Source organism: Haloplanus sp. HW8-1, assembly GCF_023703795.1.
Taxonomy (GTDB): domain Archaea; phylum Halobacteriota; class Halobacteria; order Halobacteriales; family Haloferacaceae; genus Haloplanus; species Haloplanus pelagicus.
The window spans coordinates 329,669-353,195 of record NZ_CP098518.1 but is presented as its reverse complement, the minus strand read 5'-3'; the positions used below and the strand labels follow the sequence as shown (position 1 = coordinate 353,195).

Sequence of the window (23,527 nt, the reverse complement as noted above, 5' to 3'; positions counted from 1 at the left end):
CCTACTCGATCGTCTCGGGGTCGGCATCGGCGCCACCCGTCTCGTCGACCGCCCTCGTCAGGGAGACGTTGAGCGCGAGCATCGAGACGACGCCCCCGGCGACGGTGACGAGGTTCTTCACGGCGTGATCGAGGACGGCGGCGCCGAAGGCAGTGGCACCGGTGACGGGCGTGAGTCCCGCGACGAGGAGGGTAAACGCCGCCTCGTAGAGACCGATGCCGCCCGGGGAGAGCGGGAGTACCTTCGCGAGGTTGCCGACGCTGACCGCGAAGAAGCCGACGGCGACGAGCGTCGGCGTCGCTAGCCCGACGTCGAAGGCCGCAAGGACGATGATCGCCGTCACCACGTCGAGCGCCCAGATGGCGAGGCTGCTCGCCCCGATCCGGGCGAAGGCAGCGGGATCGGCGGCGACGGTCTGGACGTCGCCGACGAACGACTCGAGGACGCCCGCCACGTAGTCGGCGTAGGAGTCGGAGCTGACGCGGGTAACGAGTCGGCGGATCAGGTTCGCCTCCCGCCGGGCGGAGACGACGATGGCCGCGACGGCGAGGATGGCCGCGGCGGCGACGGCGGCGGCCACCGTCAGCGCGACGCGTGCGCTCCGGGGGTCGACGCCGGGGACGCTGCCGGAGAGGGTCGCGATGATCGCGTCCGCCGATCCCGTGAGGACGTACCCGACGAGGACCGTTCCGCCGAGGACCGTGATGGTCAGCAGGTCGAACACCCGCTCGACGGCCAGCGAGGCGAACCCGGTCGGATACGGAAGCCCCCGTCGTGCTTTCATTACGTATGCGCGCACCCCGTCGCCCGCGCGAGCCGGGAAGACGAGATTGCCGGTCTGGCTGACGAAGACGGCGCCGGTCAGGAACCCGAGTCGTTCGCGGTAGCCGAGTTCGACGAGGATGTCCCGGTACCGGGCGCCACGGAGCGGCCACGAGAGGAGGTAGACGGCGGCCGCGAGACCGACCAGTCGGCGGTTCGCCCCCTCAAGTTCCGCCAGCACGGCCCGGGGGTCGAGATACAGCGTCATCAGAGCGAGCGCGAGGACCGTCAGGAGCGCCCCGGCGCCGACGCTCACCCGACGGGTGATCCGTGGACTCACCGAGACCTGCCACCAGAGTCGGAGGATCTGACTCCCCATTCCGAACACGTCACGCACCAGATCGACTTTCGTGTCGCCTTTGGGTTCCCACTCGACGGGGAACTCCGCCACCTCCAGGCCGGCGCGCTGGGCACGGACGAGAAGCTCCGTGTCCCAGAACCAGTGCTCGTCGTCGACCCGGTGGTGGAGCTGCTCGAAGGCGTCGCGACTCAGCGCCTTGAACCCACACTGGTGGTCACGAAGCGGTGACCGCAAGACGAGCCGAACGAGGCCGTTGTAAACCCGGGACGGGATCCCCCGTTTCGCCGGACGGTCGGCGACGCGGCCGGGCATCCACCGCGAACCGGTCGCCACGTCGGCGTCGCCGGAGCGAACGCGCTCGACCAGTTCCTCCAAGTGTCGCATGTCCGTTGCGAGGTCGGTATCGAAGTAGACGAGAGTGTCGCCGCGGGCGGCCGAGAACGCGCGTTCGAGCGCACCGCCCCGACCCAATCGCTCCTCGCTGTGGACGTGACACACGCGGGGGTCTTCGGCGGCGAGTCGACCGGCGATCTCCGGCGTCCGGTCGTCACAGCCGTCCTCGGCGACGAGGACCTCGAAGGTACCCGGCGGGAGGAAGTCACCGAGCGTCGAGAGCGTCGTCTCGACGGTCCCCTCGATGGTCCGTGCTTCGTTGTAGGCGGGGAGGACGACGCTGACCTCGATGCCGGCGCGGTCGCCGGAACGATCCATTTGCCGGGGATGGTCGGGCCGTAGTCAAGAACTTTCTGTCTCGGCGGCCACGGTTTTTTGCGCCCGGAGACGCGACGAATCGCATGAACGTCCCGAACGGAATGCTGTCGAGTTCGGTCGTCCTGTTGGGGCTACTCGCCGCGAGCGCCTTCTTTTCGAGTACCGAAATCGCCGTCTTCTCGCTCCCCGAAGAGTGGCTCGCGGACCGCGTGACCGCCGGCGACGACCGAGCGGCCATCCTGGCCGACCTCCGCGAGGATCCCCACCGACTCCTGGTGACCCTGCTCGTGGGCAACAACGTCGTCAACGTCGCCATCTCCAGCGTCCTCGCGGTGTTGCTCGCGAGCCACTTCCCGGAGGGCGTCGCCGTCGTCCTGACGACGGTCGTCGCCAGCAGCGTCGTCCTCGTGTTCGGTGAGATACTGCCGAAGTCCTACGGACTGGGCAACGCGAAGACGTGGGCGCTCCGGATGGCCCGGCCGATCCGGATCGTCGAGCGCGTTCTGCTCCCGGTCGTCGTCGTCTTCGATATCGTCACGCGGCGGGCGGGGGCCGCCCTCGGTGGCGATCCCGACATCGAGGAGCCGTACACCGGCACCGCGGCGGGCGGCGAAGGAGCGAAGTGAGATGCCCGCCAACGGAGGAACGTGAAAGAGTTCGAGCGCAAGCAGCTCCTCGAACGCGTCAACCGCGAGGGAGCGACGGTTGGTGCGACCATCCCCGAGACCATCGACGTGCAGGGCGAGGAGGTGGACCTCCAGTCGTTCGTCTTCGAGATCAAGCGCCGGGAGACGGTACCCAAAGGCGAGCGAGAGCGGGTCGAGCGGGCGAAAAAGAACCTCCGTCGCGAGCGACTCCAGCGGCTCCAGCGGATCGAGGACGGCGAGGTGAGCTACGCCGAGGGCGAGCGACTGGTCGAGAACATCATCGGCATCGACCGGGCGCTCGACGCCCTCGAAGCCCTCGGCTCGGCCGACCTCGAACGCGAGGCCGAAGCCCAGGAGGCCGCCGACCGCAAGCGTTGGATGAAGTTCCTGCGGAAGGCGCTGGGCCACGAGGACACCAGCCACAACACCCGGGGGCGTCCGTGAGCCGAAACGCCGAGGTGGCGGATCGGTTCGAGGAGATGGCCGACCTGCTCGAAGCCGAGGGCGTCGAGTACAAGCCACGGAGCTACCGCCGCGCCGCGGAGAACCTCCGCGAGCATCCGGGAGCGATCGAGGAACTCGTCGTGGAGGGACGGAACGCAGTCGAGAGGATCGACGGCGTCGGCGAGGCACTGGCCGGAAAGATCGTCGAATACGTCGAAACCGGTGGGATCGCGGAACTCGAAGCCCTCCGCGAGGAGCTTCCAGTCGACATGGCGGCGCTGACGAGCGTCGAGGGCGTCGGTCCGAAGACGGTCGGCACGCTGTACGAAGCACTCGGGATCACCACCCTCGACGAACTGGAGGCGGCCGCCGAGGCGGGAGAGATCCGAGAGGTGTCGGGGTTCGGCGCCAAGACGGAGGCGAACATCCTGGAAAACATTCCCTTCGCCCGGCAGGCCCAGAACCGGGAACTGCTGGGGGATGCCCGCCCCGTCGCGGAGGCGATCCGCGACCACCTTCTGGGGGCCGCCCCCGTCGACCGCGCGACGGTCGCGGGCTCGCTCCGTCGGTGGCGGGAAACCATCGGCGACGTCGACGTACTGGTGGCGAGCGAGGACGGCACGGCGGCCGTCGACGCGTTCCTCGACTGGGACGCCGTCGGCGACGTGATCGAGGCGGGGGAAACGAAGGCGAGCGTCCGCGCCCGCGGGCTTCGGATCGACTGCCGGGTCGTCGTCCCCGACGAGTTCGGGGCGGCGCTCCAGTATTTCACCGGGAGCAAGGATCACAACGTCCACCTGCGCAACCTCGCCATCGAGCGGGATCTGAAGATGAACGAGTACGGGCTGTTCGACGTCAGCGACATCACGGACGCGGCCGCCGATCAGCGCGCCGGCCGCCGGATCGGCGGCGAGACGGAGGCGGAGATGTACGAGGCCCTCGACCTGCCGCCGATCCCTCCGGAACTCCGGGAGGACCGGGGCGAAATCGAAGCCGCCCGGGAGGGGACCCTCCCGGACCTCCCGACGACCGACGACGTCCGTGGCGACCTCCACACCCACACCGACTGGTCCGACGGCACGGCGTCGGTCGAGACGATGGTCGCGGCGGCGGCCGAACGCGGCGACGACTACCTCGCGGTCACGGATCACGCCACCGGTCCGGGAATGGTTGGCGGCGTCGGCCTCGACGACGACGAACTCCGGGAACAGATGAGCGCCGTCGAGGCAGCGGCCACCGACGCGGACGTCGAGGTGCTCCACGGCGTCGAGGCCAACGTCGACGCCGACGGCGGGCTCTCGGTCGGGGAGGATCTCCTCGCGGACCTGGATCTCGTGATCGCCTCGCCCCACAGCGGCCTCGGGGCGGGTCGCGAGACGGCGACCGACCGGCTCGTAACCGCGATCGAACACCCCGAGACGGACGTGCTCGGACACCCGACCGGCCGCCTCATCAACGACCGCCCCGGCCTCGATCCGGACCTCGACCGGGTGGCCGCGGCGGCCGCCGACGCAGAGGTGGCCCTCGAAGTGAACGCCAATCCCCACCGCCTCGACCTGAACGACGAAGCGATCAGGGTCGCCGTCGAGGCGGGAGCGACGGTCGCGATCGACACCGACGCCCACGGAGTCGGCGAACTCGACTTCCGGCGGTACGGCGTCCACACGGCGCGGCGCGGGTGGGCCGAGCGGGCGGACGTGCTCAACGCCCGGCCGGTAGACGACCTGCGTGCGGTTCTCTCCTGATGGATCGGTTCCTCTGTGACGCGATGCTCGGGAAACTGGCGACGTACCTCCGGATGTGTGGCTACGACACCGCGTACGCTCTCGACCGAGGCGTCGAGGCCGACGACGCCGTCCAAGACCTGGCCGAACGCGAGGGGCGACGGCTCGTCACCCGCGACGCCGATCTCGCGGCCCGCACCGAGGGGGCGATCCGACTCGCGGCACGGGACGTCGACGGGCAGTTGCGCGAACTCCGGGCGGCTGGGGTGAGGCTGACACTCCCTGCGACGCCGCGGCGCTGCGGGCGGTGTAACGGACCGCTCGGCCCCGTTTCGGCGGACGCGGAGACACCCGAGGACACCCCAGATCCCGCGACGACGGACGTTTGGCGGTGCGAGCGGTGTGGTGGCCACTTCTGGAAGGGGAGCCACTGGGACGACGTGAGAGAACGGTTGCCGTAGGTTACCGGCCGCTCCAGTCCTCACAGGCGTCCATGTCGGCCATGACGCCGTCGTGGAAGCCACAGTAGGGCTGGATGCCGCGTTCGGTTCGGACGTACTCGAAGTGCTCGCAGTTGCCACAGTAGCGGTCGGCGGCGTCGGTGGTCGCGTCGGTCGCCGCCGTCGATTTCCAGGTCTCGGCGGCGTCGCCGGCCGACGGCGCGGGGGACGTCTGCGGACCCGCCGTCGACGTGGTGGCGCCACCGCCCCCCGTCTCCGAGGCGACGGTGGCGACCTCGCGGATGTCGGTGTCGTCGTCGCCCCCGTCGCTCACACCCGCCCCGACGGTGGAGGTGGGACCGTCGGCGCTGCCGCCGAGGCCGACGCCGCTGCCGGCAGTCGAGCGATCCACCTCGATTACCTTCGTTTCGCCCTGCCGGGTCACCTCCATGGTGACGGTGCCGCCGGGATCGTTTCGTGTTTTGAAGTTGGCGATACCGACGAACAGACACCAGAACGTGGTGAGCGCACCGAGGAAGTAAACGCTCGCCGTCGGCAGCGTCAGATCGACCATGCCGGGCGCACAGTTGGCGCCGGACCACCGGCAGGGGTAGGCGTGTGCAAACAGGGCGACGCCGAGGACGGCGACGCTGGCGCCGATCCCCGCGGCGGCACGCGTCGAGCGCTCGGCCGGCAGGACCGCCGAGATACCGAGGAAGACGGCCGGCACGCCGAGGCCGGCGAGGATGCCGCCGTACTCGCGCACGTCGAGGAGGGTCGTTCCACCGCCCAGTAACACGTCGGTCGTGGCGACGACGATCCCCGCGACCACGAGGACGATGCCGACGACGAACAGGCTCGCCCCCGCGTAGATCTGCCGGAGACTCGGACCGTTCCGGTCGTCCCCGTGGTAGACCTCCCCGAGACTGGTCATACACGTGGTTTTACTGCCCACCCACAAAACGCTACGTCAGACGGGCGTGTGACATGATTTCCGCGTCGTGCGGGCCGTCGCGGAGTCCGGATCCACCGCGGACCCGGCGGCCGACACCGAGTCGTGACTGGCGTCTCGCAGTTCGAAGCCATTAACTCACGCGCTGCAGTAAATCCGGCCATGAGTGACAAAGCGGACGAGGACGCGGAACCCGACGTCGAACTCGGCGAGGGCGAACCGGTCGATGGCGCACCGCTCGCACGGGTCGCCTCGCGGCTCACCTGGCCACAGGAAGCGAGCAACGTGCGGCGAAAGGAGGGCGACGCGACGATCCGAACCCCCGACGGGCCACGCACGATCGACGCAGTCCTCGACGATGTCGACGAGACCTACTTCGATACGCGGCAGACGTTCCTATCGGCGGTCCGTACGGTGATCGGAACCGGCCCGGTCGCCACGGCCGAGGAGTGAGGTGACCGACTCCCGGTTCTCCTGGGTGCGGCTCTCGCTGCTCGCCGGTCTCGGTCTCTCCGTTCTCTGGTCGCTCTGGAGCGTGCCGTCCACCAGCCTCCCGGCGCGCGTGGTTCGCGACGTGACGCTGTTCGTCTGCCTGCCGGGCGCGCTGGCGCTCGCTCGGGGGCGCGACCTCGGCTGGCGCCTCGACCGGCGCGCGCTCCGCAACACCGTCGCCCTCGCCCTGTTCGTCACGCCCTTCTACGTCGTCGGAGCGTCGCTGCCGACGATCCGGACCTACTACCCGATGTGGGCGACCGACACCGCACTCGTCCAGTTCCTGCCACACGCCGCCGCCCAGTTCGTCGTCGCCGCGGCCGCCGAGACGTACTACCGCGGGTTGCTCTGTGTCGGGGTGCGCGAACTCGGCGCCAAGAGCATCTTCATCAGTCCCGTGGTCTACGCCTTTCACCACGTCCACAAGCCGCCGATCGAACTCGCGCTGTCGGCACCGACCGACGTGCTCTTCGGCGCCGTCGACTACCGGAGCGAGTCGATCGTCCCCTCGGTCGTCGCCCACGGCTTCGGGCTGGCGCTCCTCGACTGGCTGGTGCTTCATCCGCCGCTCGTCCCGACGACGACGGCCGTGCGGGCGCTGTCGTGGCTCCCCGTGCCGCTGTAGGGGACGGCCGATGTATAGTAGCGATTGAAAGTCATTACGCAGCCGATCGCAGTACTGCGTCCGATCGGCTGAGCAACCAGTTTCAATCGCTACGATAGCCCTGACGACCAACTTTTGTGTCGTGGCGTCGTTGTCGAAGGTACACATGACGCTCCCGATCGACCCGACCGCCGTGGACCCGGCGGACGTCGGCGAACAGCGCGCAACCCTTGAGATGGACCACGAGGCGGCGATCGAACACGTCCGGGAGACGTTCGAGGCGGCGGGCTTCGGCGTCCCGGTGGAGTTCTCGCCTTCGGACCTCCTCAACGAGAAGGTCGACGCGGATCGCGACCCCTACTACGTACTCGGGGCGTGCAACCCCACGATGGCCGACCGCGTCCTCGACGTCAGCGACGGCCGAATGGGCGCACTCTTCCCGTGTAACGTGGTCGTCTGGGAGGAGTCGCCGGGCGTGCAGACCGTCTATCACGTCAGTATCATGCGCATCGGCCGGCTTGTCGGCCTCTCGCCCGACGACGATGAGATGGCGGCCATCGTCGCGGACACGGGCGAGATGGTCGACGCGGCCTTCGCCGCGCTGTAGCCGTGATCAGTTGCGGTCGCCGAGGCGTGCTACGCCCAACCGCACACGGCGAAACGATCATCCGTTTCTCGTGAGAGGTAGGGACGAATGGCCCGCAGGCACCGCGCGTACATCGACTACCGGGTGACGGTGGCCTACGTCGGAACGGTGCTCAAGTACATCGGTGTCACCCCGGTGGCTCCGTTCGTCCTGGCGATATACTACGGCGAGGACCCGCTCCCGTTCGTCGCGACGAGCGCCGCCATGGTCAGCTGTGGTGTGTTTCTCGAACGGCTGCGGGGCGACGGCGAGTTGGGCAACCGGGAGGCGTTCCTGCTCGTGAGCCTGGCGTGGCTGGTCGTCCCCCTGCTGGGGACCATCCCCTACCTCGTCGCCGGGACGGGGACGATCGCGACCCCCGTCAACGCGATGTTCGAGAGTATGAGCGGGTTCACCACGACCGGTGCGACGGTCCTCGGTACACTCTCGGTCGAGCGCCACGGGCACGCGATGTTGCTGTGGCGCCAGCTCACCCAGTGGCTCGGCGGGATGGGCCTCCTCGTGTTGATGATCGCCATCCTGCCCGAGCTGTCGGTCGGGGGGGCCCAGGTCATCGACCGGGAGGCGCCGGGGCTCGCACTGGAGAAACTGACACCGCGGATTCGGGAGACTGCACGCGCACTGTGGAGCATCTACGCCGGAGTCACCGTCCTCGCGGCGGTGGCCTACTACGGCCTGCATCTGCTCGGCGTCGCGCCGAACATGCACCTCTACAACGCGGTCGCCCACGCGCTGACGACGCTGCCGACCGGCGGCTTCTCGCCCGAGGCTCGGAGCGCCGAGGCGTTCGCCCCCGCCGTCCAGTGGATGATGATGCCGTTCATGATCGTCGCGGGGACCAACTTCGCCCTGTTCTGGTACGTCCTCGACGGAAAACCCCGGCGGCTGTTCGACAACACGGAGTTCCGGTCGTACCTGCTCGCCATGGCCGGCTTCGGGGCCGTCCTCTCGGCGCTCCTCTATGTCGGTGTCGGGCTCACCGGAACGACGCCGGCCGTCGGCGTGATCCCCGGCAACGTCGAGAAGGCGCTCCGCCAGGGGCTCTTTCAGGTGATCGCCATCGTGACGACCACCGGGTACGCGAGCATGGACGTCAACAGTTGGGACGCGTCCGCACGGACGATCCTGCTGTTCGCGTACTTCCTCGGCGGGTCGGCGGGATCGGCCGCTGGATCGATCAAGATCGTTCGGTGGGTGCTCGTCAAGCGGTCGATCGGCCGGGCGCTGTTTACGTCCGTCCACCCCGAAGCCGTCAGGCCACTCAGGCTAGAGGGAGAGCCCGTCGACGAGGGGGCGATCCGGGACGTTTTCGTGTTCGTGTTGCTCTTCCTGTTGCTGTTTGCCCTCTCGACCGTCGCACTCTATCTCGACAGTTTCCGGACGCCCACAGTGTCGCTGTCGGGGCTCGACGCGATGAGCGTCGCCATCGCAACCCTCGGGAACGTCGGCCCGGGGTTCGGCGTCGTCGGGCCGATGGACAGCTTCCTGCCGTTCTCGAACGCCGCCAAGCTCTACATGGTCTTTCTGATGTGGATCGGGCGCCTGGAAGTGCTCTCGGTGCTCGTCATCTTCACGCCGTCGTTCTATCGGTGGTGAGTCGGCGGCTCAGAATCGATCGAGCGTCGTTTGGAGGCCGGCGACCATCGTCGACTTGCGCCTGAGGGCTGCGAGCGAGGCAGGTAGGTAGTCGACGACGCCCCGTACCGCGTCGGCGAGCGTCTCGGCGGTCGCGTGTTCACCCTCGAAGGCGTGTCGGACGCCTTCGCGGACCTGCCAGACGCCCGCCGGCCCCCAGTAATCGTCGGAGACGTGCCGGAGGACGAGACATTTCGCTTGCCGCCCCCGGTCGTCGAGGTGTTCGAGGACCGCCAGTCGGGCGGCGTGGTATGCGCCGGCCGTCTCCTCGACGTATCCCGTCCGCCCCTCGTAGCCCTCGCGGTCCGCTGCCAGCCACATCCCCGCCTCCGGATCGGGGTTCCAGACGCTCCCCGGCGCCTTCAGTTCGACGAGTTCGTACTCCCACTGGCCCGGGGCCAACACCACCCAGTAGGCGTTGCCGAGGAACTCGTTGCGGTGGATCTCCACCCCGTTCACGCTCGGTGCATCCCGGAGCGAGCCACGGAGGAACTGTCCGACGGTGTCGTCGACGGCAGTGATCGACCACCGCGTCGGGACGAGTCGCCGGTGGTCCCCCCGCCCCAGCGCCCCCGCCGAGAGGATGGTGTTCACCTCGTAGACGTCGAACCCGCGGCGGTAGAGGTAGTTGATGGCGCCTTCGGCGCGCCAGTCGTCGTCCTCCAGAGTCTTTTCGACCGCTCTGGGAACGTGCGGGTTCTCGCCGAGGGTCGCGGAGCGGGCGGGGGCGCTCGGCCCGGTCGGCGGCGCGGCGCCGTCGGCGTCGAAGTCGATCCGGGGGTCGCCGTCGAGACCGATCTCCACGTCGACCGGACGGTCGGCGATGGCCACCTCGCGGCCGACGCCGACGAAGCCGTCCCACGTCTCCGAGACGTCGACCGACGCGGACCGCCGGGAGTTGAGCAGGCTGGTCCGTCGGCGAAACACCTCCGTCAGGTCGACGCCCTCGTCGTACCACACGCCGCTGGTGACGTAGCTGTCGGCCTCGCTCTCGTTGCCGACCGGCGAGAGGATGCCGGTCGACACCTCCGGGTAGTTCGACCGGCCGACGAAGATGGAGGGCGAGACGCTGCCCACGACCGCGTCGCCCGAGACGGTCCGCTCCACCCGGTCGGCGACCGACTCGACGTGATCGAGGATCTCGTAGGACTTCTCCTTCGCGAGGCGCCGTCGCTCGGCGCGTTCGTTGGCCTCGATGTCGACGAAGTCGTCGAGGCGCATAGCGGCGATAGCGGTGGAGAGGGTTTGAACCTATCGCGCTAGCTGTGGATGCCCATCGCCTCGATCTGTTCCTGATACCGGTTGCGGATGGTGACCTCGGTCACCTGGGCCACGTCGGCAACCTCGCGCTGGGTCTTTTTCTCGTTGCAGAGCAGCGAAGCGGCGTAGATGGCCGCGGCGGCGTAGCCGGTCGGCGACTTGCCGGACAGCAGCCCCTTCTCGGCGGTCGTCTCGATGATCTCGTTGGCCTTCGACTGTACCTCCTCGCTGAGTTCGAGTTCCGAACAGAAACGCGGCACGTACTTCTTGGGATCGACGGGTTTCATCTCCAGACCGAGTTCCTGCGAGATGTAGCGGTAGGTGCGCCCGATCTCCTTGCGTTCGACCCGCGAGACCTCGGAGATCTCCTCCAGCGACCGGGGGATACCCTCCTTACGACAGGCGGCGTAGAGGGCGGCGGTGGCGACCCCCTCGATCGAGCGCCCGCGGATGAGGTCCTCGTTGAGAGCGCGCCGATAGATCACCGACGCCACCTCCCTGACAGAGCGAGGGACGCCGAGCGCCGAGGCCATCCGGTCGATCTCGCTCAGCGCGAACTGGAGGTTGCGCTCGCCCGCGTCTTTCGTTCGGATCCGCTCTTGCCACTTCCGCAACCGGTGCATCTGCGAGCGCTTCCGTGAGGAGATCGAGCGACCGTAGGCGTCCTTGTCCTTCCAGTCGATCGTCGTCGTCAACCCCTTGTCGTGCATCGTCTGGGTGGTCGGTGCGCCCACCCGCGATTTCTCCTGTCGTTCCTGGTGGTTGAACGCCCGCCACTCCGGACCGGGGTCGATCTGCTCCTCCTCGATGATGAGGCCGGTCTCCTCGTGGATCAGTTCGCCGTCGGCCGTCCTGACGAGGTCCTCCGGATCGAGATCGTCGAGGTCGACGTCGGCGTCCTCGGTTTCCCCCTCCTCCTCGCCCTGCCATCGCGTTCGGTCTTCCCGCTGGCGGGTGGGCCGTGTCATCGCGTTTTTATAGTCGTAGTTGGCGGTTACTTAAATCCTTGGCCGGAGACGGGCGAATCCGTGGGACGCTCACTGGGCGCATTCACGGCGTCTCGGCGGGTCGCCGGGGCGACGGCGATCACTCGCCGCCCGTCGGGGCGGCACGCTGCCCGTCGAGGACGGGCGTCCGACTCCGCAGGAGCGTCGACAGGTGATCCGCCCCGTCGAGGACGGTGAGGTCGGCGGTCGGCACCCGCTCGCGCAGATGCCGTGCGCCGGCGAGGGGTGCGTTCGCGTCCCGGTCGCCGTGCCAGAGGTGAACCGGGACGTCGATCCGCGACGGCGAGACGTCCCACGCCCGATCGAGGAGGTCGAACTCCGTGACCGCGCCGTGTCGGTGGTGGGCGAACGCGGCGACGAAGTCCCGGCGGACGCGTTCGACGACGTCGTCGGGGAGGTCGGCCGGGTCCGTCGTCGTGGTGTACTGGGCGACGACGGTCCGGGGCGGGAGCCGATCGGCGACCCACGCCTGCACGCCGAAGAGCCCGCGGAGGAGCGGCGGTGCGACGGTGGCGAGGGTCGCGAGGAGCCGCTGGGCGGTCGGGGGGCGGTGGTCGAGCGACGGCGGCGGGGCACCGGCGACGACGTCGACGCGTTCGATCCGGGCCGGACGCGTCGCCGCGAGCGCGAGGGCGTGGGGGCCGCCGCCGGAGAAGCCGACGACCCCCGCCACGTCGACGCCGGCGTCGTCGAGGACGGGGGTGACGAACGCGGCGGTGTCGGCGAGAGTCCGTGTCGGCCACGGTGTCGAACGGCCGTAGCCCGGACGGTCGGGGGCGAGCAGACGAACCCCTGCACGGGTAGCCTCGGGGTCGAAGAGTCCACCGAGGACGTGTGATCCCGGCGTCCCGTGGAGGAACAGGACCGGAGTGCCGTCCGGGTCGCCGTACTCGGCGTAGGAGACGCGTCGGTCGGCGGCCGTCGAGACGGTTCGGAGGGCGCCGTCGGCGTCGGGAACCATGGCTGGTGGTCGGCACGGGACTCGAAAGTAGGTGACGAAACGGCGAGCCGGGAAAGGGGGTGACCGTGACGGAACGAACCGCCTTTGAGTGGGTCGCCCGAAGTGGGGTCGATGCCGACCATCGACTGTGACCCCGACGACGCACGGCGACGGCTGGAGGCGGCCGACGTCGAGGTGGTGACGGGGAACACGGACCACGAACGCTGGCGGGCGGAACGCGGCGACGCGGTAGCCGTCGCCTACGACGACAGCGTGGTCGTCCAAGGCGCCCGGCCGACGGATCTGACCGCCCTCCTCTCGGAGGCTGGCGGGCGGGCGCACGTCTACTTCGACGGAGCGAGTCGCGGCAATCCTGGACCGGCCGCGGTAGGGTGGGTCATCGTCTCCGGCGACGGGATCGTCGACGAGGGAAGCGGGACCATCGGCGAGACGACGAACAACCGGGCGGAGTACGAGGCGCTGATCCGCGCACTGGAGGTCGCCCGGGATCACGGCTTCGACGAGGTGGACGTCCGCGGTGACTCGGAGCTGATCGTCAAGCAGGTCCGCGGGGAGTGGAACGCGAACGACCCGGGGTTGCGGGAACGGCGGGTGACGGTTCGAGAGTTGCTCGCCGGGTTCGACCGCTGGTCGCTGGAGCACGTTCCGCGGGAGATAAACGACCGGGCCGACCGACTGGCGAACGAGGCACTCGACGATGACTGATCTGCCACGGGACCTCCAGCAGGAGGCCGAACGGCTGACCCGACTGGCCCGACGGGCGGTCGACGACGAGGAGGCGGCGGCCTACGAGCGCGACCGCGACGAGCGTCTCGCCGCGCACGGCTACACCGCGCGCGTCCGCGAGGCCGACGAGACGCTCGTCCTCCACCCGGCCGAGTGGCTAGAGGGCGACACGGCACGGATCGAGCGCATCGAGGACACCGATCGCGCGGTCGAGATTCCGCTCTCCGGAGGTGGCGACGCGGAGGAGTGGGACGCGGTCGAGGCGCACAACGCGGACGTCGTCGAGCGCGTGCGCGAGCGGGCGGGGGAGCCCCACGCCGCCAACGCACGCGCCTTCGCGGACTTCATGGGGAACCACTACGCCCGCCGCGTCGAGACGGCGACGGCGGCGGAGCTACGGGAGTTCCTGACGGAGTATTTCCCGCGGAACGCGTGGCCGAGCGACGAGCAACGCGACGCAGTCGAGCGGTCGCTCGAACACGTGTACGCGGCGACGGAAACGGAGATGCCCGAGTTCAGTTCTGCGCGTCGATGAGGTCCCGAACCGAGTCGGCGCGGTCGTCGTCCGTGACGAACTTCGAGAGCTCCCAGTCGAGTCGGTTGAGGACGGCCTCGTGACCTTCCTCGGTCAGTTCGTACTGGTTCGTCCGCTTGTCGAGTTCGCTCTTCTCGACGAGGTCCATCTCGACGAGGTTGTCGAGGTTGGGGTACAGGCGACCGTGGTTCACTTCGGTTCCGTAGTACTCCTCGAGCTGGCGTTTGATCGCCAGCCCGTACATCGGTTCCTCCGAGAGGATGACGAGGATGTTGTGCTGGAACGCGGTCAGATCGCGAACGATGCCGGGACTGCTGCTTACTGCTTGTGCCTCTGACATACTGAAAAACATGTCACGGGGATATTTAACCTTTCTCAACTCGTTCTTAAGCGTGAGAATTAGAGCACGGCACGGCGGAATCCGTCGTTAACTATTGTGGACATATCGGTGGTTGGACCGGTTGGTACACGCCGTCCGTGACGACGACTGCCCGGTCGTCGTCGGCCGTGCGCTCTGGCCCGGAAAGACACAGGCGGTCGGCGGCCCGGTACCACCTGCCACCAGTTCGTGTCAGGTCAACTCGGGGACGGGCATTCATGTACTTTTTCATTCGTGTTCCCGTGAGCGGTCCCGAAAGGCCTATTTGGCGGTTCGGCCGTCGTATGGGTATGGTAAACCTCTGGGAAGACCTCGAACCCGGCCCGAACCCGCCCGAGACGATCACCGCCGTCGTCGAGTGTCTCAAAGGCGAGCGCAACAAGTACGAGTACGACAAGGACGTTCCCGGCGTCGTCCTAGACCGGGTACTCCACAGCAACGTCCACTACCCGAGCGACTACGGGTTCATCCCCCAGTCGTACTACGACGACGAGGACCCCTTCGACGTGCTCGTCCTCGTCGAGGATGCCACGTTCCCCGGCTGTATCGTCGAGGCCCGGCCGATCGCCCTGATGAAGATGGACGACGACGGCGAACAGGACGACAAGGTCATCGCCGTCCCGACCGAGGACCCGCGGTTCGACCACTACCGGGACCTCGACGACATCCCCCAGCAGACCCTCGACGAGATCGACGAGTTCTTCGCGACGTACAAGAACCTCGAGGAGGGCAAGGAAGTCGAGACGCTTGGCTGGGAGGACAAGGCCGCCGCGAAGGAGGCCATCGAACACGCCATCGACCTCTACGACGAGACGTTCGCCTGATACGGATCGTCGTCGATACGTTCGGGGTTCCACCGGTCCCTACGACTGGGTATCATTCCCCCCAGTTATGTGACCTACCCGGTGCATGAATTATGCGCATGGGTAATCTTTTGGCGGCGAGCCCCGTAGCGACCCGTATGGACGACACCAGCACCCACCCGGGCCTCGACCACGTGACCGTCGTGCCGTCGAACTACGACGGGGACGACGGCTCGGCCCAGTCGGAGGCCGCTGATCGGTCCGGTCCCGGTTGGAGCCGTTCTCACACCTGATCGCACGGGATCCGGCGGTCGGGCGTCACCGAGTTACGGCGGCCACGCGCGCCGACACGGAGACGGATGATCGACCGCCCCCCTTTTTATCGACCCCGCCACTACGCAATGGCAATGGCTCAGTGCGACGAGTGCGGCAGCCACGAGAACCTGCCGTACCAGTGTCGGCGCTGCGGTGGGACGTTCTGTGCGGAACACCGGCTTCCGGAGAACCACGACTGTCCGGGGTTGAACGAGTGGGACGACCCGTCCGGCGTGTTCGATAGCGGCTTCGACGACGGCGTTCGTGACGAGGGGGGAAGCGACGGTGGCCTCCTCGGGCGTCTGCCCAGCCTCGACGGATCGCTGACCGGCACCGGCGGCGTCCTCGCGTACTTCAGGGGCAACGTCGCGTACCTCTTTCTCGCGCTCATGTGGATCACGTTCGCCCTGCAGTTGCTCGTCCGCGGCCTGGCGGGACGGGAGGCGATGGCGACGCTGTTCGTCCTCCGGTCCGACCACCTTCTGTACGTCTGGACCTGGATCACCTCCGTCTTCGCCCACGGCGGTCTCTACCACATCGCCGGCAACAGCATCGTGCTGTACTTCTTCGGCCCGCTGGTCGAGCGCTACACCGGGTCGAAGCGCTTCGCCGCCCTCTTTCTCGCCACGGGTGCCCTGGCCGGCCTGGGATTCGTCGGAGTCAGCATCGTCCTCGGTTCGCTCGGTCCGACGGGGGTCGTGAGCGTCGTCGGCGCCAGCGGCGCCATCTTCGCCATCCTCGGCGTCCTCACCGTCCTCAACCCCGGCCTCCGGATCTACCTCTATTTCATCATTCCCATCCCGCTGTGGCTGTTCACCGCCGGCTTCGCGGTCATCTCCGTGCTCTTTTTCCTCTCCCCGCAGTCCGCCTCCTCGGTGGGCCAGGGCAACGTCGCCCACCTCGCCCACCTGATCGGCCTCGTGATCGGCCTGGCGTACGGCAAGCGGATCAAACGTCCCAGTCGCGTCCCCGACCAGTTGACCTTCGGCGGCGGGCGGGGTCCGGGCGGACCGGGCGGCCCCGGTGGGCCGGGCGGCCCCGGTCGGCGGTGAGAGCGTGACGCCCGCCCGCCCCGAGTTCGTCCCCGATCCCTCGCAGTCCCGCGCGGAGATGGAGTCGCTCCAGCGACGGGTCGCGGACGCGGCGCGGTTCGCGGACGACCTCGGCGTCGATCCGGCATCGATCTCGCTGGCCGAGGACGCCACTCTCGGGGGGGACCGCCCCCTCGTCGCCGGCGTGGATCAGGCCTTCCTCGACGGCCGTGCGGTGAGCGCCGTCGTCTGTCTCCGGGGTGGCGAGGTGATCGAACGCGCACACGCGGTGACGGATCTGGCGGTGCCGTACGTCCCGGGGCTGCTCTCCTTCCGTGAGGGCGGGCCGATCCTCGCGGCGTTCGAGGCGCTCGACGCGGACCCGGACCTCGTCGTCTTCGACGGGAGCGGGCGCATCCACTTCCGGCAGGCCGGCCTCGCCACCCACCTCGGCGTCGTCCTCGACGTGCCGAGCGTCGGGGTGGCGAAGAGTCTGCTCTGTGGTCGGATCGAGGCGGACGTCGACGGCCGGCCGGCGGGCTGGCGCGCGCCAGTGCTCGCGGACGACGGCGTCGACGCCCCCGAGGGGACCGTCCTCGGCTACACCTACCAGTCGCGCCAGTACGACTCGAACCCCGTGATCAACCCGCTGTACGTGAGTCCGGGCCACCGGGTGAGCGCCGAGACGGCCGTCGAGGTCGTCGAACGACTCGGCGGGGGCTACAAGCTTCCGGAGCCAACACGACTGGCCGACGCGTACGCCGACGATTGCAAGGCTGGGCTCGGGTAGCCAGCGGCGCTCCGCACGTTTTAAGCCGTATCTCCGTCACTTCCCGCTAATGAGCGACGATCAGGAACTCGGCATCACCGAGTCGAAAGAATACAGCACCGGCGAGTGGTACGCCGAAGTCGTCCGCAAGGCCGGGCTGGCGAACTACGGTCCCGAGGGCATGAGTGGGTTCATCGTCACGCGCCCTCGCGGCTACGCGCTCTGGGAGACGATTCGGAACGAACTCGACGCGCGGTTCAAGGCGACCGGCGTGCAGAACGCCTACTTCCCGATGTTGATCCCCGAGTCGTATCTGGAACGCGAGAAGGATGTCGTCGAGGGGTTCGACCCCGAGGTGGCGTGGGTCACGCAGGGCGGCTACGACGAACTGGAAGAGCGCCTCGCAGTCCGTCCGACCAGCGAGAGCATCATCGCACCGTACCTGAGCCAGTGGATCCGGAGCTACCGCGACCTCCCGATGCGTGTCAACCAGTGGTGTAGCGTGATCCGGTGGGAGGCCACCGAAACCAAGCCCTTCTTCCGGACCAAGGAGTTCCTCTGGCAGGAGGGCCACACCGCACACGCGAGCGAGGAGAGCGCCTGGTCCGAGACGATCACCCGCCTCGACCAGTACGAGGAGGTGTATGAGGACGTCCTCGCGATGCCGGTCCTCCGCGGGAAAAAGCCCGAACACGACAAGTTCCCCGGCGCGGACACGACGACGACCGTCGAGGCCTTGATGCCCGACGGCAAGTCGGTCCAGGGCGCGACCAGCCACTACCTCGGCCAGAGCTTCGCGGAGGCGTTCGACATCACGTTCACCGACGAGAACGAGGACGAACGCGTGGCCCACACCACCTCGTGGGGGCTGTCCTGGCGGGCGCTCGGGGCGCTCGTCATGACCCACAGCGACGACCAAGGGCTCGTCCTGCCGCCGGCGATGGCGCCGGAACAGGTCGTGATCGTCCCCATCTGGCAGGAGGAGACGAAAGATGACGTGCTGGCGTACGCCGAGGGCATCGCCGACGACCTCCGGGCGGCGGGCGTCCGCGTCGAACTCGACGACCGCGACGAGCACAACCCCGGGTTCAAGTTCAACGAGTGGGAGCTGAAGGGAGTCCCGGTCCGGATCGAGGTCGGTCCCAACGAGGTCGAGGAGGGGACCACGACGCTCGTCCACCGACCGGACGGCGAGTCCGCGGAGGCCGACCGGGAGGGCATCGTGGCGACCATTCGGGACCACCTCGACACCGTCCACGCCAAGCTCTACGCCGCCGCCGAGGAGAACCTGACCGAGAACGTCCGCGAGGCGTCCGACCGGGCCGAGATCCTCGGCACGATCGGCCAGCACAGCGGTTACGTCAAGGCGCCGTGGTGTGGCGACGAAGATTGCGAGGCGAAGATCAAAGAGCAGGTGGCCGCCGAGATCGTCCTCGTGCCCTTCGAGGGCAGCGAGAGCGACACCGAGCCCATCCACGACGGCGAGACCTGTGCGCTCTGTGACGACGACGCCGTCGAAACCGCCTACTTCGCCCGATCGTACTGATACCGCTGGTCGTAACCGTTTCGAGGCCGGGGCGGCGACCATTCTGATCGACGTCCGCCCGAGAGTGTGACGTCCACGGTGAGTCTCGGCCAGGGAGCATCGACCACGATCGTTCGTTATTTTTATCCGCCAAGGTATACGGTGGAATTAATATAATATATATTACCTTGTATGTGACTAATGAAGCCTTACACTAACAGGAACAGGCTAATAAGTCGGAACGTGGTATGTGGCGTATGACCAAGCCGCGGAGAGACGCCCACGCCGATCAGCGGGGGCTGGCGGACCCCACGGACGAGCGATCGAACTGTGGCGTCGGCGTCGTCCTCGATCTGGACGGCGGCGACTCCCACGAGACGGTCGCCGACGGCATCGACCTGCTCATCAACCTCGAACATCGAGGTACCACGGGGGCCGAGGAAGCCACCGGCGACGGCGCTGGCATTATGATCCAGCGTCCCGACGAGTTCTTCGAGGCAGTCGTCGACGCAGACCTGTCCGGCACCTACGCGGTCGGGTCGGTGTTCATGCCTCGAGATGGGGCGGCTCGACAGGGACTCATGACCATCTTCGAACGGACGCTCGCCGAACACGGCCTCGAAGTGTTCCACTGGCGGGACGTCCCGACGGACAACCACGAACTCGGGCAGACGGCCCTCGACTCCGAGCCGTACGTTCAGCAGCCGTTCGTCCGACCGAGCGAGGAGATGGACGACGACGCGTTCGACCGCGCGCTCTACGTCGCTCGCCGTGCCGTCGAGAACGCCATCGAGGAACTCGACTCGGCGGGGGCCGGACGGTTCTACATCTGTTCGCTCGACCGTGACACCCTCGTCTACAAGGGGTTGCTCAAGGCCACGCAGTTGCCGACGTACTACCCGGACCTCGTCGACGAACGCGTGAAGTCGACGCTCGTGCTCGTTCACGCGCGCTTCTCGACGAACACGCTCGGCGCGTGGCATCTCGCTCACCCGTACCGCAACATCATCCACAACGGCGAGTTCAACACGATCCGTGGGAACATCAACTGGATGCGGGCCCGGGAGACGGACCTCGAACATCCGGCCTTCGGCGACGACATCGACACGCTCAAGCCGATCATCAACGACCCCAACCAGAGCGACACGGCCTCCGTCGACAACGCCCTCGAACTGCTCGTTCAGGGCGGGCGTGACCTCCCCCATGCGCTCCGGATGCTCATCCCCGAAGCGTTCCGCAAGGACGACGCGATGAGCCAAGAGCGCAAGGACTTCTACGACTACCACGCGAGCCTCGTCGAGCCCTGGGACGGCCCGGCGCTGGTCGTCGGCACCGACGGTGACCGGATCGCCGCGGCGCTCGACCGCAACGGGCTCCGGCCCTGCCGGTACGACGTGACCAAGGACGGCCGCCTCATCATGGCGAGCGAGGCCGGTGCGCTCGATATCGACCCCTCGGAGATCGAGGAGCGACACCGCCTCCAGCCCGGTCAGTTGCTCGTCGCGGACCCCGAGGAAGGACGCGTCGTGCCCGACGACGAGGTGTTCGACGACCTCACCGACGAGAAGTACGGCGAGTGGGTCGACCGCGAACAGCGCCACCTCGACGAGCGGGCGGCCGAGGACTACGAACCCCGCGCCCGCGTCGAGTCGCTGCGTACCCACCAATCGGCCTTCGGCTACACCCACGACCAGCTCGATCACCTGGTCGAACCGATGGCCGAGGACGGCAAGGACCCCGTCGGGTCGATGGGCGACGACACGCCGCTGTCGGTGCTGTCGGACTTCAACCGCCCGCTGTTCACCTACTTCAAGCAGCTGTTCGCGCAGGTGTCGAACCCACCGATCGACTACATCCGCGAGGAGCTGGTGACGAGTCTCGAGTCGCGGCTCGGTCCGCAGCGCAACCTGCTCGACGAGACGCCGGAACACGCCCGCCAACTCGTCGTCGACTCGCCGGTCCTGACCGACGCCCAGACCGCGGCGATCAAGGATCTCGACGGGGAGTTCAGTTCGACCGTCGTGGACATGACCTACGAGAAAGGCGGGAACCTGCAGAGCGCGATGGAGCGTCTGCGCCGCGACGCGCGGGAGGCCATCGAGGACGGCGCCGACGTCGTCGTCCTCTCCGACCGGGCGACCGGGCCGGATCGGGTCCCCATCCCCAGCCTGCTCGCGACCGGTGGCGTCCACCACGCGCTGGTCCGCAACGGCCTCCGCAATCACGCCGGGCTCGCCATCGAATCCGGCGATCCACGCGAGGTCCACCACCTCGCCACGCTCGTGGGATACGGGGCCGACGCCGTCAACCCCTACCTCGCCTACCAGAGCATCACCGACATCGTCGCAGGACCCGACGGTGCCGACGAGTCGGAGGCCATCGCTCACTACACGAAGGCCCTCGAGGACGGCCTCCTGAAGACGATGGCGAAGATGGGAATCTCGACCGTCGAGAGCTACCAGGGCGCCCAGATCTTCGAGGCCGTCGGCCTCTCGTCGGACTTCGTCCGCGAGTACTTCGAGGGGACGGAGATCCGCACCGAGGGCATCGGCATCGACCAGCTCGAAGACGACCTGGAGACCCGCCACGCGGTCGCCTTCGAGGACGATCCGGACCTCGAACGACAGGGCGAGTACGAACACCGATCGAACGGGATCCACCACCAGTGGAACCCGAAGACCGTGGGCACGCTCCAGCAGGCGGTCCGGTCGGGGAGCTACGAGAAGTACCAGGAGTTCGCGGACCTGATCAACGATCAGCGGGAGAACCTCCAGACGTTGCGGGGGCTCCTGGAGTTCGACAGCGACCGCGAGTCGATCCCGCTGGAGGAGGTCCAGCCGGTCCACGAAATCGTCGAGCGCTTCTCGACGGCGGCCATGTCGCTCGGCTCGCTCTCACCGGAGGCCCACGAGACCAACTCCATCGCCATGAACCGCATCGGCGGGAAGTCGAACACGGGCGAGGGCGGCGAACCGCCCGAGCGGTTCGGTACCGAAAAGGAGTGCAACATCAAGCAGGTCGCCTCCGGCCGCTTCGGTGTCACCTCCAACTATCTCTCCTCGGCCGACGAACTGCAGATCAAGATGGCCCAAGGCTCCAAGCCCGGCGAGGGCGGCCACCTCCCCGGCAAGAAGGTCAACGAGATGATCGCGCACGTCCGGTACTCGACGCCGGGTGTCGGCCTCATCTCGCCGCCGCCGCTGCACGACATCTACTCGATCGAGGACCTCAAACAACTCATCCACGACCTGAAGACCGCCAACCCCGAGGCGGACATCAACGTGAAACTCGTCGCCGAGGCGGGGATCGGCACCATCGCCGCGGGCGTCGCGAAGGCTAACGCCGACGTGGTGCACATCTCGGGACACTCCGGCGGCACCGGCGCGTCCCCGAAGACGTCGATCAAGAACGCCGGTCTCCCGTGGGAACTCGGCGTCGCCGAGGCCAATCAAATGCTCCGCGCGACGGGGCTCCGTGACCGCATCCGCGTCTCCACCGACGGCGGCATGATGACTGGCCGGGACGTCGCCGTCGCCGCGCTCCTCGGGGCCGAGGAGTACGTCTTCGGGACGGCCAGCCTCATCACCTCCGGCTGTGTGATGGCACGCATCTGTCACACCAACAACTGTCCGACCGGCGTCGCCACGCAGGACGAGGACCTCCGTGAACGCTTCTCCGGACAGCCGGACCACGTCATCAACTACATGGTCTTTCTCGCACAGGAACTGCGGGAGATCATGGCCGACCTCGGTTTCAGGACGATCGAGGAGATGGTCGGCCGACCGGAACTCCTCGAACAGGTGGAGACCGACCACCCCAAGGCCCGACATCTCGATCTCTCGGCGGTCATCGCGGAACCCGAGGCCGGCGAGCGCCACAAGGTTCGCGAGCAAAAGCACGCGGACGTCGAGAACCACCTCGATCGCGATCTGATCGGGGCGGCCACCGACGCCATCGAGGAGGGCGAACCGGTACACCTCCGCCGGGACATCTCGAACGGCGACCGGGCGGTGGGTGCGATGCTCTCGAACCGCATCTCGCGGCGCTACGGCGAGAGCGGTCTCCCGGAGGACACCATCTCCTGTACGTTCGACGGCGTCGCCGGCCAGAGCTTCGGCGCCTTCCTCGCGAACGGCGTGACCATGGAACTGGTCGGCGCCGCCAACGACTACGTGGGCAAGGGTCTCTCCGGCGGGAAAGTGATCGTCCGGACGCCCGAGACGGCGGCCTACGAACCCGAAGACAACATCCTCGTCGGCAACGTCGCGCTCTACGGCGCCACGCAGGGCGAACTCTACGTCGACGGGTTGGCCGGTGAACGGTTCGCCGTCCGCAACAGCGGCGTGAAAGCCGTCGTCGAGGGCGTCGGCGACCACGGCTGTGAGTACATGACCGGAGGCGTCGTGGCCGTCCTCGGCGAGACGGGACGGAACTTCGCGGCCGGCATGTCCGGGGGCGTCGCTTACGTCTACGATCCCGAGGGTGACTTCGAGGAGCGGGCCAACACGGGCATGGTGACGCTCCACCACGACCTAGAGGACGCCGACGAGGCGATGCTCCGGCGGTTGGTCGAGAACCATGCGGAGTACACCGACAGCGACCGCGCGGCGGCGCTGCTCGACGACTGGGGAAGCGAGGCCCGAAACTTCACGAAAGTGATGCCGGACGCCTACGCGGAGGTCATCGCCGAGGAGAGCCGCGAGGACGTGCGCAACGAACTTCCGGAGCCGGCATCGGCGGCCGGCGGCGGCGAGATCGGCGCGGGAACGGTACAGACCGGCGACGACTGAACGGCGCC

At 67.9% G+C, this 23,527-nt stretch carries 22 protein-coding genes; 16 read left to right on the top strand and 6 right to left on the bottom strand.

Annotated features, from left to right (window positions below; all coding sequences use genetic code 11):
- Position 1: 1 nt before the first annotated feature.
- Entirely contained in the window at positions 2-1,834 is a 1,833-nt protein-coding gene (locus tag NBT82_RS01795) for a flippase-like domain-containing protein (RefSeq protein WP_251329883.1), read from the bottom strand.
- Between the two features lie 83 nt (positions 1,835-1,917).
- Between NBT82_RS01795 and NBT82_RS01790 the strand changes: the two genes are divergently transcribed.
- The 4 genes from NBT82_RS01790 to NBT82_RS01775 are packed head-to-tail and all read left to right on the top strand — an operon-like array spanning position 1,918 to position 5,110.
- Positions 1,918-2,460: a CNNM domain-containing protein gene (locus tag NBT82_RS01790; RefSeq protein WP_251329882.1), complete on the top strand. Its 543-nt coding sequence runs from the start codon at positions 1,918-1,920 to the stop codon at positions 2,458-2,460.
- A gap of 21 nt (positions 2,461-2,481) precedes the next feature.
- Positions 2,482-2,925 carry a DUF5788 family protein gene (locus tag NBT82_RS01785; protein ID WP_251329881.1) on the top strand — a complete coding sequence of 148 codons (444 nt, stop codon included), beginning with the start codon at positions 2,482-2,484 and terminating at the stop codon, positions 2,923-2,925.
- A complete protein-coding gene (gene polX, locus NBT82_RS01780) occupies positions 2,922-4,670 on the top strand; it encodes a DNA polymerase/3'-5' exonuclease PolX (RefSeq protein ID WP_251329880.1) in 1,749 nt (582 codons plus the stop codon). The genes NBT82_RS01785 and polX overlap by 4 nt, the downstream gene beginning before the upstream one ends.
- Positions 4,670-5,110 carry a Mut7-C RNAse domain-containing protein gene (locus NBT82_RS01775; RefSeq protein WP_251329879.1) on the top strand — a complete coding sequence of 147 codons (441 nt, stop codon included), beginning with the start codon at positions 4,670-4,672 and terminating at the stop codon, positions 5,108-5,110. Before polX ends, NBT82_RS01775 begins: the two co-directional genes overlap by 1 nt.
- Position 5,111: 1 nt before the next feature.
- Here the strand turns inward: NBT82_RS01775 and NBT82_RS01770 are convergent, their stop codons facing one another.
- Entirely contained in the window at positions 5,112-6,023 is a 912-nt protein-coding gene (locus NBT82_RS01770; protein WP_251329878.1) for a cell division protein CdpA domain-containing protein, read from the bottom strand.
- Between the two features lie 180 nt (positions 6,024-6,203).
- On the opposite strand from NBT82_RS01770, the gene NBT82_RS01765 reads away from it, so the two are divergent.
- The 4 genes from NBT82_RS01765 to NBT82_RS01750 all read left to right on the top strand — a co-directional run bounded on the left by NBT82_RS01765 (position 6,204) and on the right by NBT82_RS01750 (position 9,379).
- Positions 6,204-6,494 (top strand): DUF5789 family protein, encoded by a 291-nt coding sequence (locus tag NBT82_RS01765; protein WP_251329877.1) that lies wholly within the window; start codon positions 6,204-6,206, stop codon positions 6,492-6,494.
- A 25-nt stretch (positions 6,495-6,519) separates the two neighbouring features.
- Positions 6,520-7,158, top strand: a complete 639-nt coding sequence (locus NBT82_RS01760; protein ID WP_251331323.1) for a CPBP family intramembrane glutamic endopeptidase — start codon at positions 6,520-6,522, stop codon at positions 7,156-7,158.
- 145 nt (positions 7,159-7,303) lie between these two features.
- Entirely contained in the window at positions 7,304-7,744 is a 441-nt protein-coding gene (locus NBT82_RS01755; RefSeq protein WP_251329876.1) for a DUF302 domain-containing protein, read from the top strand.
- 87 nt (positions 7,745-7,831) lie between these two features.
- Positions 7,832-9,379, top strand: a complete 1,548-nt coding sequence (locus NBT82_RS01750) for a TrkH family potassium uptake protein (protein WP_251329875.1) — start codon at positions 7,832-7,834, stop codon at positions 9,377-9,379.
- A 9-nt stretch (positions 9,380-9,388) separates the two neighbouring features.
- Here the strand turns inward: NBT82_RS01750 and nreA are convergent, their stop codons facing one another.
- From nreA to NBT82_RS01735, 3 genes are all read right to left on the bottom strand, one after another.
- A complete protein-coding gene (gene nreA, locus NBT82_RS01745; protein ID WP_251329874.1) occupies positions 9,389-10,639 on the bottom strand; it encodes a DNA repair protein NreA in 1,251 nt (416 codons plus the stop codon).
- A gap of 38 nt (positions 10,640-10,677) precedes the next feature.
- A complete protein-coding gene (locus NBT82_RS01740; protein ID WP_251329873.1) occupies positions 10,678-11,646 on the bottom strand; it encodes a transcription initiation factor IIB in 969 nt (322 codons plus the stop codon).
- A gap of 118 nt (positions 11,647-11,764) precedes the next feature.
- Positions 11,765-12,646 (bottom strand): alpha/beta fold hydrolase, encoded by an 882-nt coding sequence (locus tag NBT82_RS01735; RefSeq protein WP_251329872.1) that lies wholly within the window; start codon positions 12,644-12,646, stop codon positions 11,765-11,767.
- Between the two features lie 111 nt (positions 12,647-12,757).
- Between NBT82_RS01735 and rnhA the strand changes: the two genes are divergently transcribed.
- Together rnhA and NBT82_RS01725 are read left to right on the top strand one after the other, a co-directional pair.
- Positions 12,758-13,351: a ribonuclease HI gene (gene rnhA, locus NBT82_RS01730; RefSeq protein ID WP_251329871.1), complete on the top strand. Its 594-nt coding sequence runs from the start codon at positions 12,758-12,760 to the stop codon at positions 13,349-13,351.
- Entirely contained in the window at positions 13,344-13,907 is a 564-nt protein-coding gene (locus tag NBT82_RS01725) for a DUF7108 family protein (RefSeq protein ID WP_251329870.1), read from the top strand. The genes rnhA and NBT82_RS01725 overlap by 8 nt, the downstream gene beginning before the upstream one ends.
- On the opposite strand, the gene NBT82_RS01720 is transcribed toward NBT82_RS01725, so the two are convergent.
- Positions 13,888-14,247, bottom strand: a complete 360-nt coding sequence (locus NBT82_RS01720; RefSeq protein WP_251329869.1) for a PadR family transcriptional regulator — start codon at positions 14,245-14,247, stop codon at positions 13,888-13,890. The two genes, NBT82_RS01725 and NBT82_RS01720, sit on opposite strands and share 20 nt — an antisense overlap.
- Positions 14,248-14,576: 329 nt before the next feature.
- Here NBT82_RS01720 and NBT82_RS01715 point away from each other — a divergent pair, with 329 nt between their 5' ends.
- From NBT82_RS01715 to gltB, 6 genes are all read left to right on the top strand, one after another.
- A complete protein-coding gene (locus tag NBT82_RS01715) occupies positions 14,577-15,110 on the top strand; it encodes an inorganic diphosphatase (protein WP_251329868.1) in 534 nt (177 codons plus the stop codon).
- Positions 15,111-15,247: 137 nt separating this feature from the next.
- Positions 15,248-15,382 carry a hypothetical protein gene (locus NBT82_RS19990; RefSeq protein WP_256476664.1) on the top strand — a complete coding sequence of 45 codons (135 nt, stop codon included), beginning with the start codon at positions 15,248-15,250 and terminating at the stop codon, positions 15,380-15,382.
- A 114-nt stretch (positions 15,383-15,496) separates the two neighbouring features.
- Complete coding sequence (locus NBT82_RS01710) at positions 15,497-16,456, top strand: rhomboid family intramembrane serine protease (RefSeq protein WP_251329867.1); 960 nt, start codon at positions 15,497-15,499, stop codon at positions 16,454-16,456.
- 4 nt (positions 16,457-16,460) lie between these two features.
- Positions 16,461-17,225, top strand: a complete 765-nt coding sequence (locus NBT82_RS01705; protein WP_251329866.1) for an endonuclease V — start codon at positions 16,461-16,463, stop codon at positions 17,223-17,225.
- 49 nt (positions 17,226-17,274) lie between these two features.
- A complete protein-coding gene (gene proS / locus NBT82_RS01700; protein ID WP_251329865.1) occupies positions 17,275-18,750 on the top strand; it encodes a proline--tRNA ligase in 1,476 nt (491 codons plus the stop codon).
- Positions 18,751-18,986: 236 nt separating this feature from the next.
- Positions 18,987-23,519 (top strand): glutamate synthase large subunit, encoded by a 4,533-nt coding sequence (gltB, locus tag NBT82_RS01695; RefSeq protein ID WP_251329864.1) that lies wholly within the window; start codon positions 18,987-18,989, stop codon positions 23,517-23,519.
- The last annotated feature ends 8 nt before the right edge of the window (positions 23,520-23,527 follow it).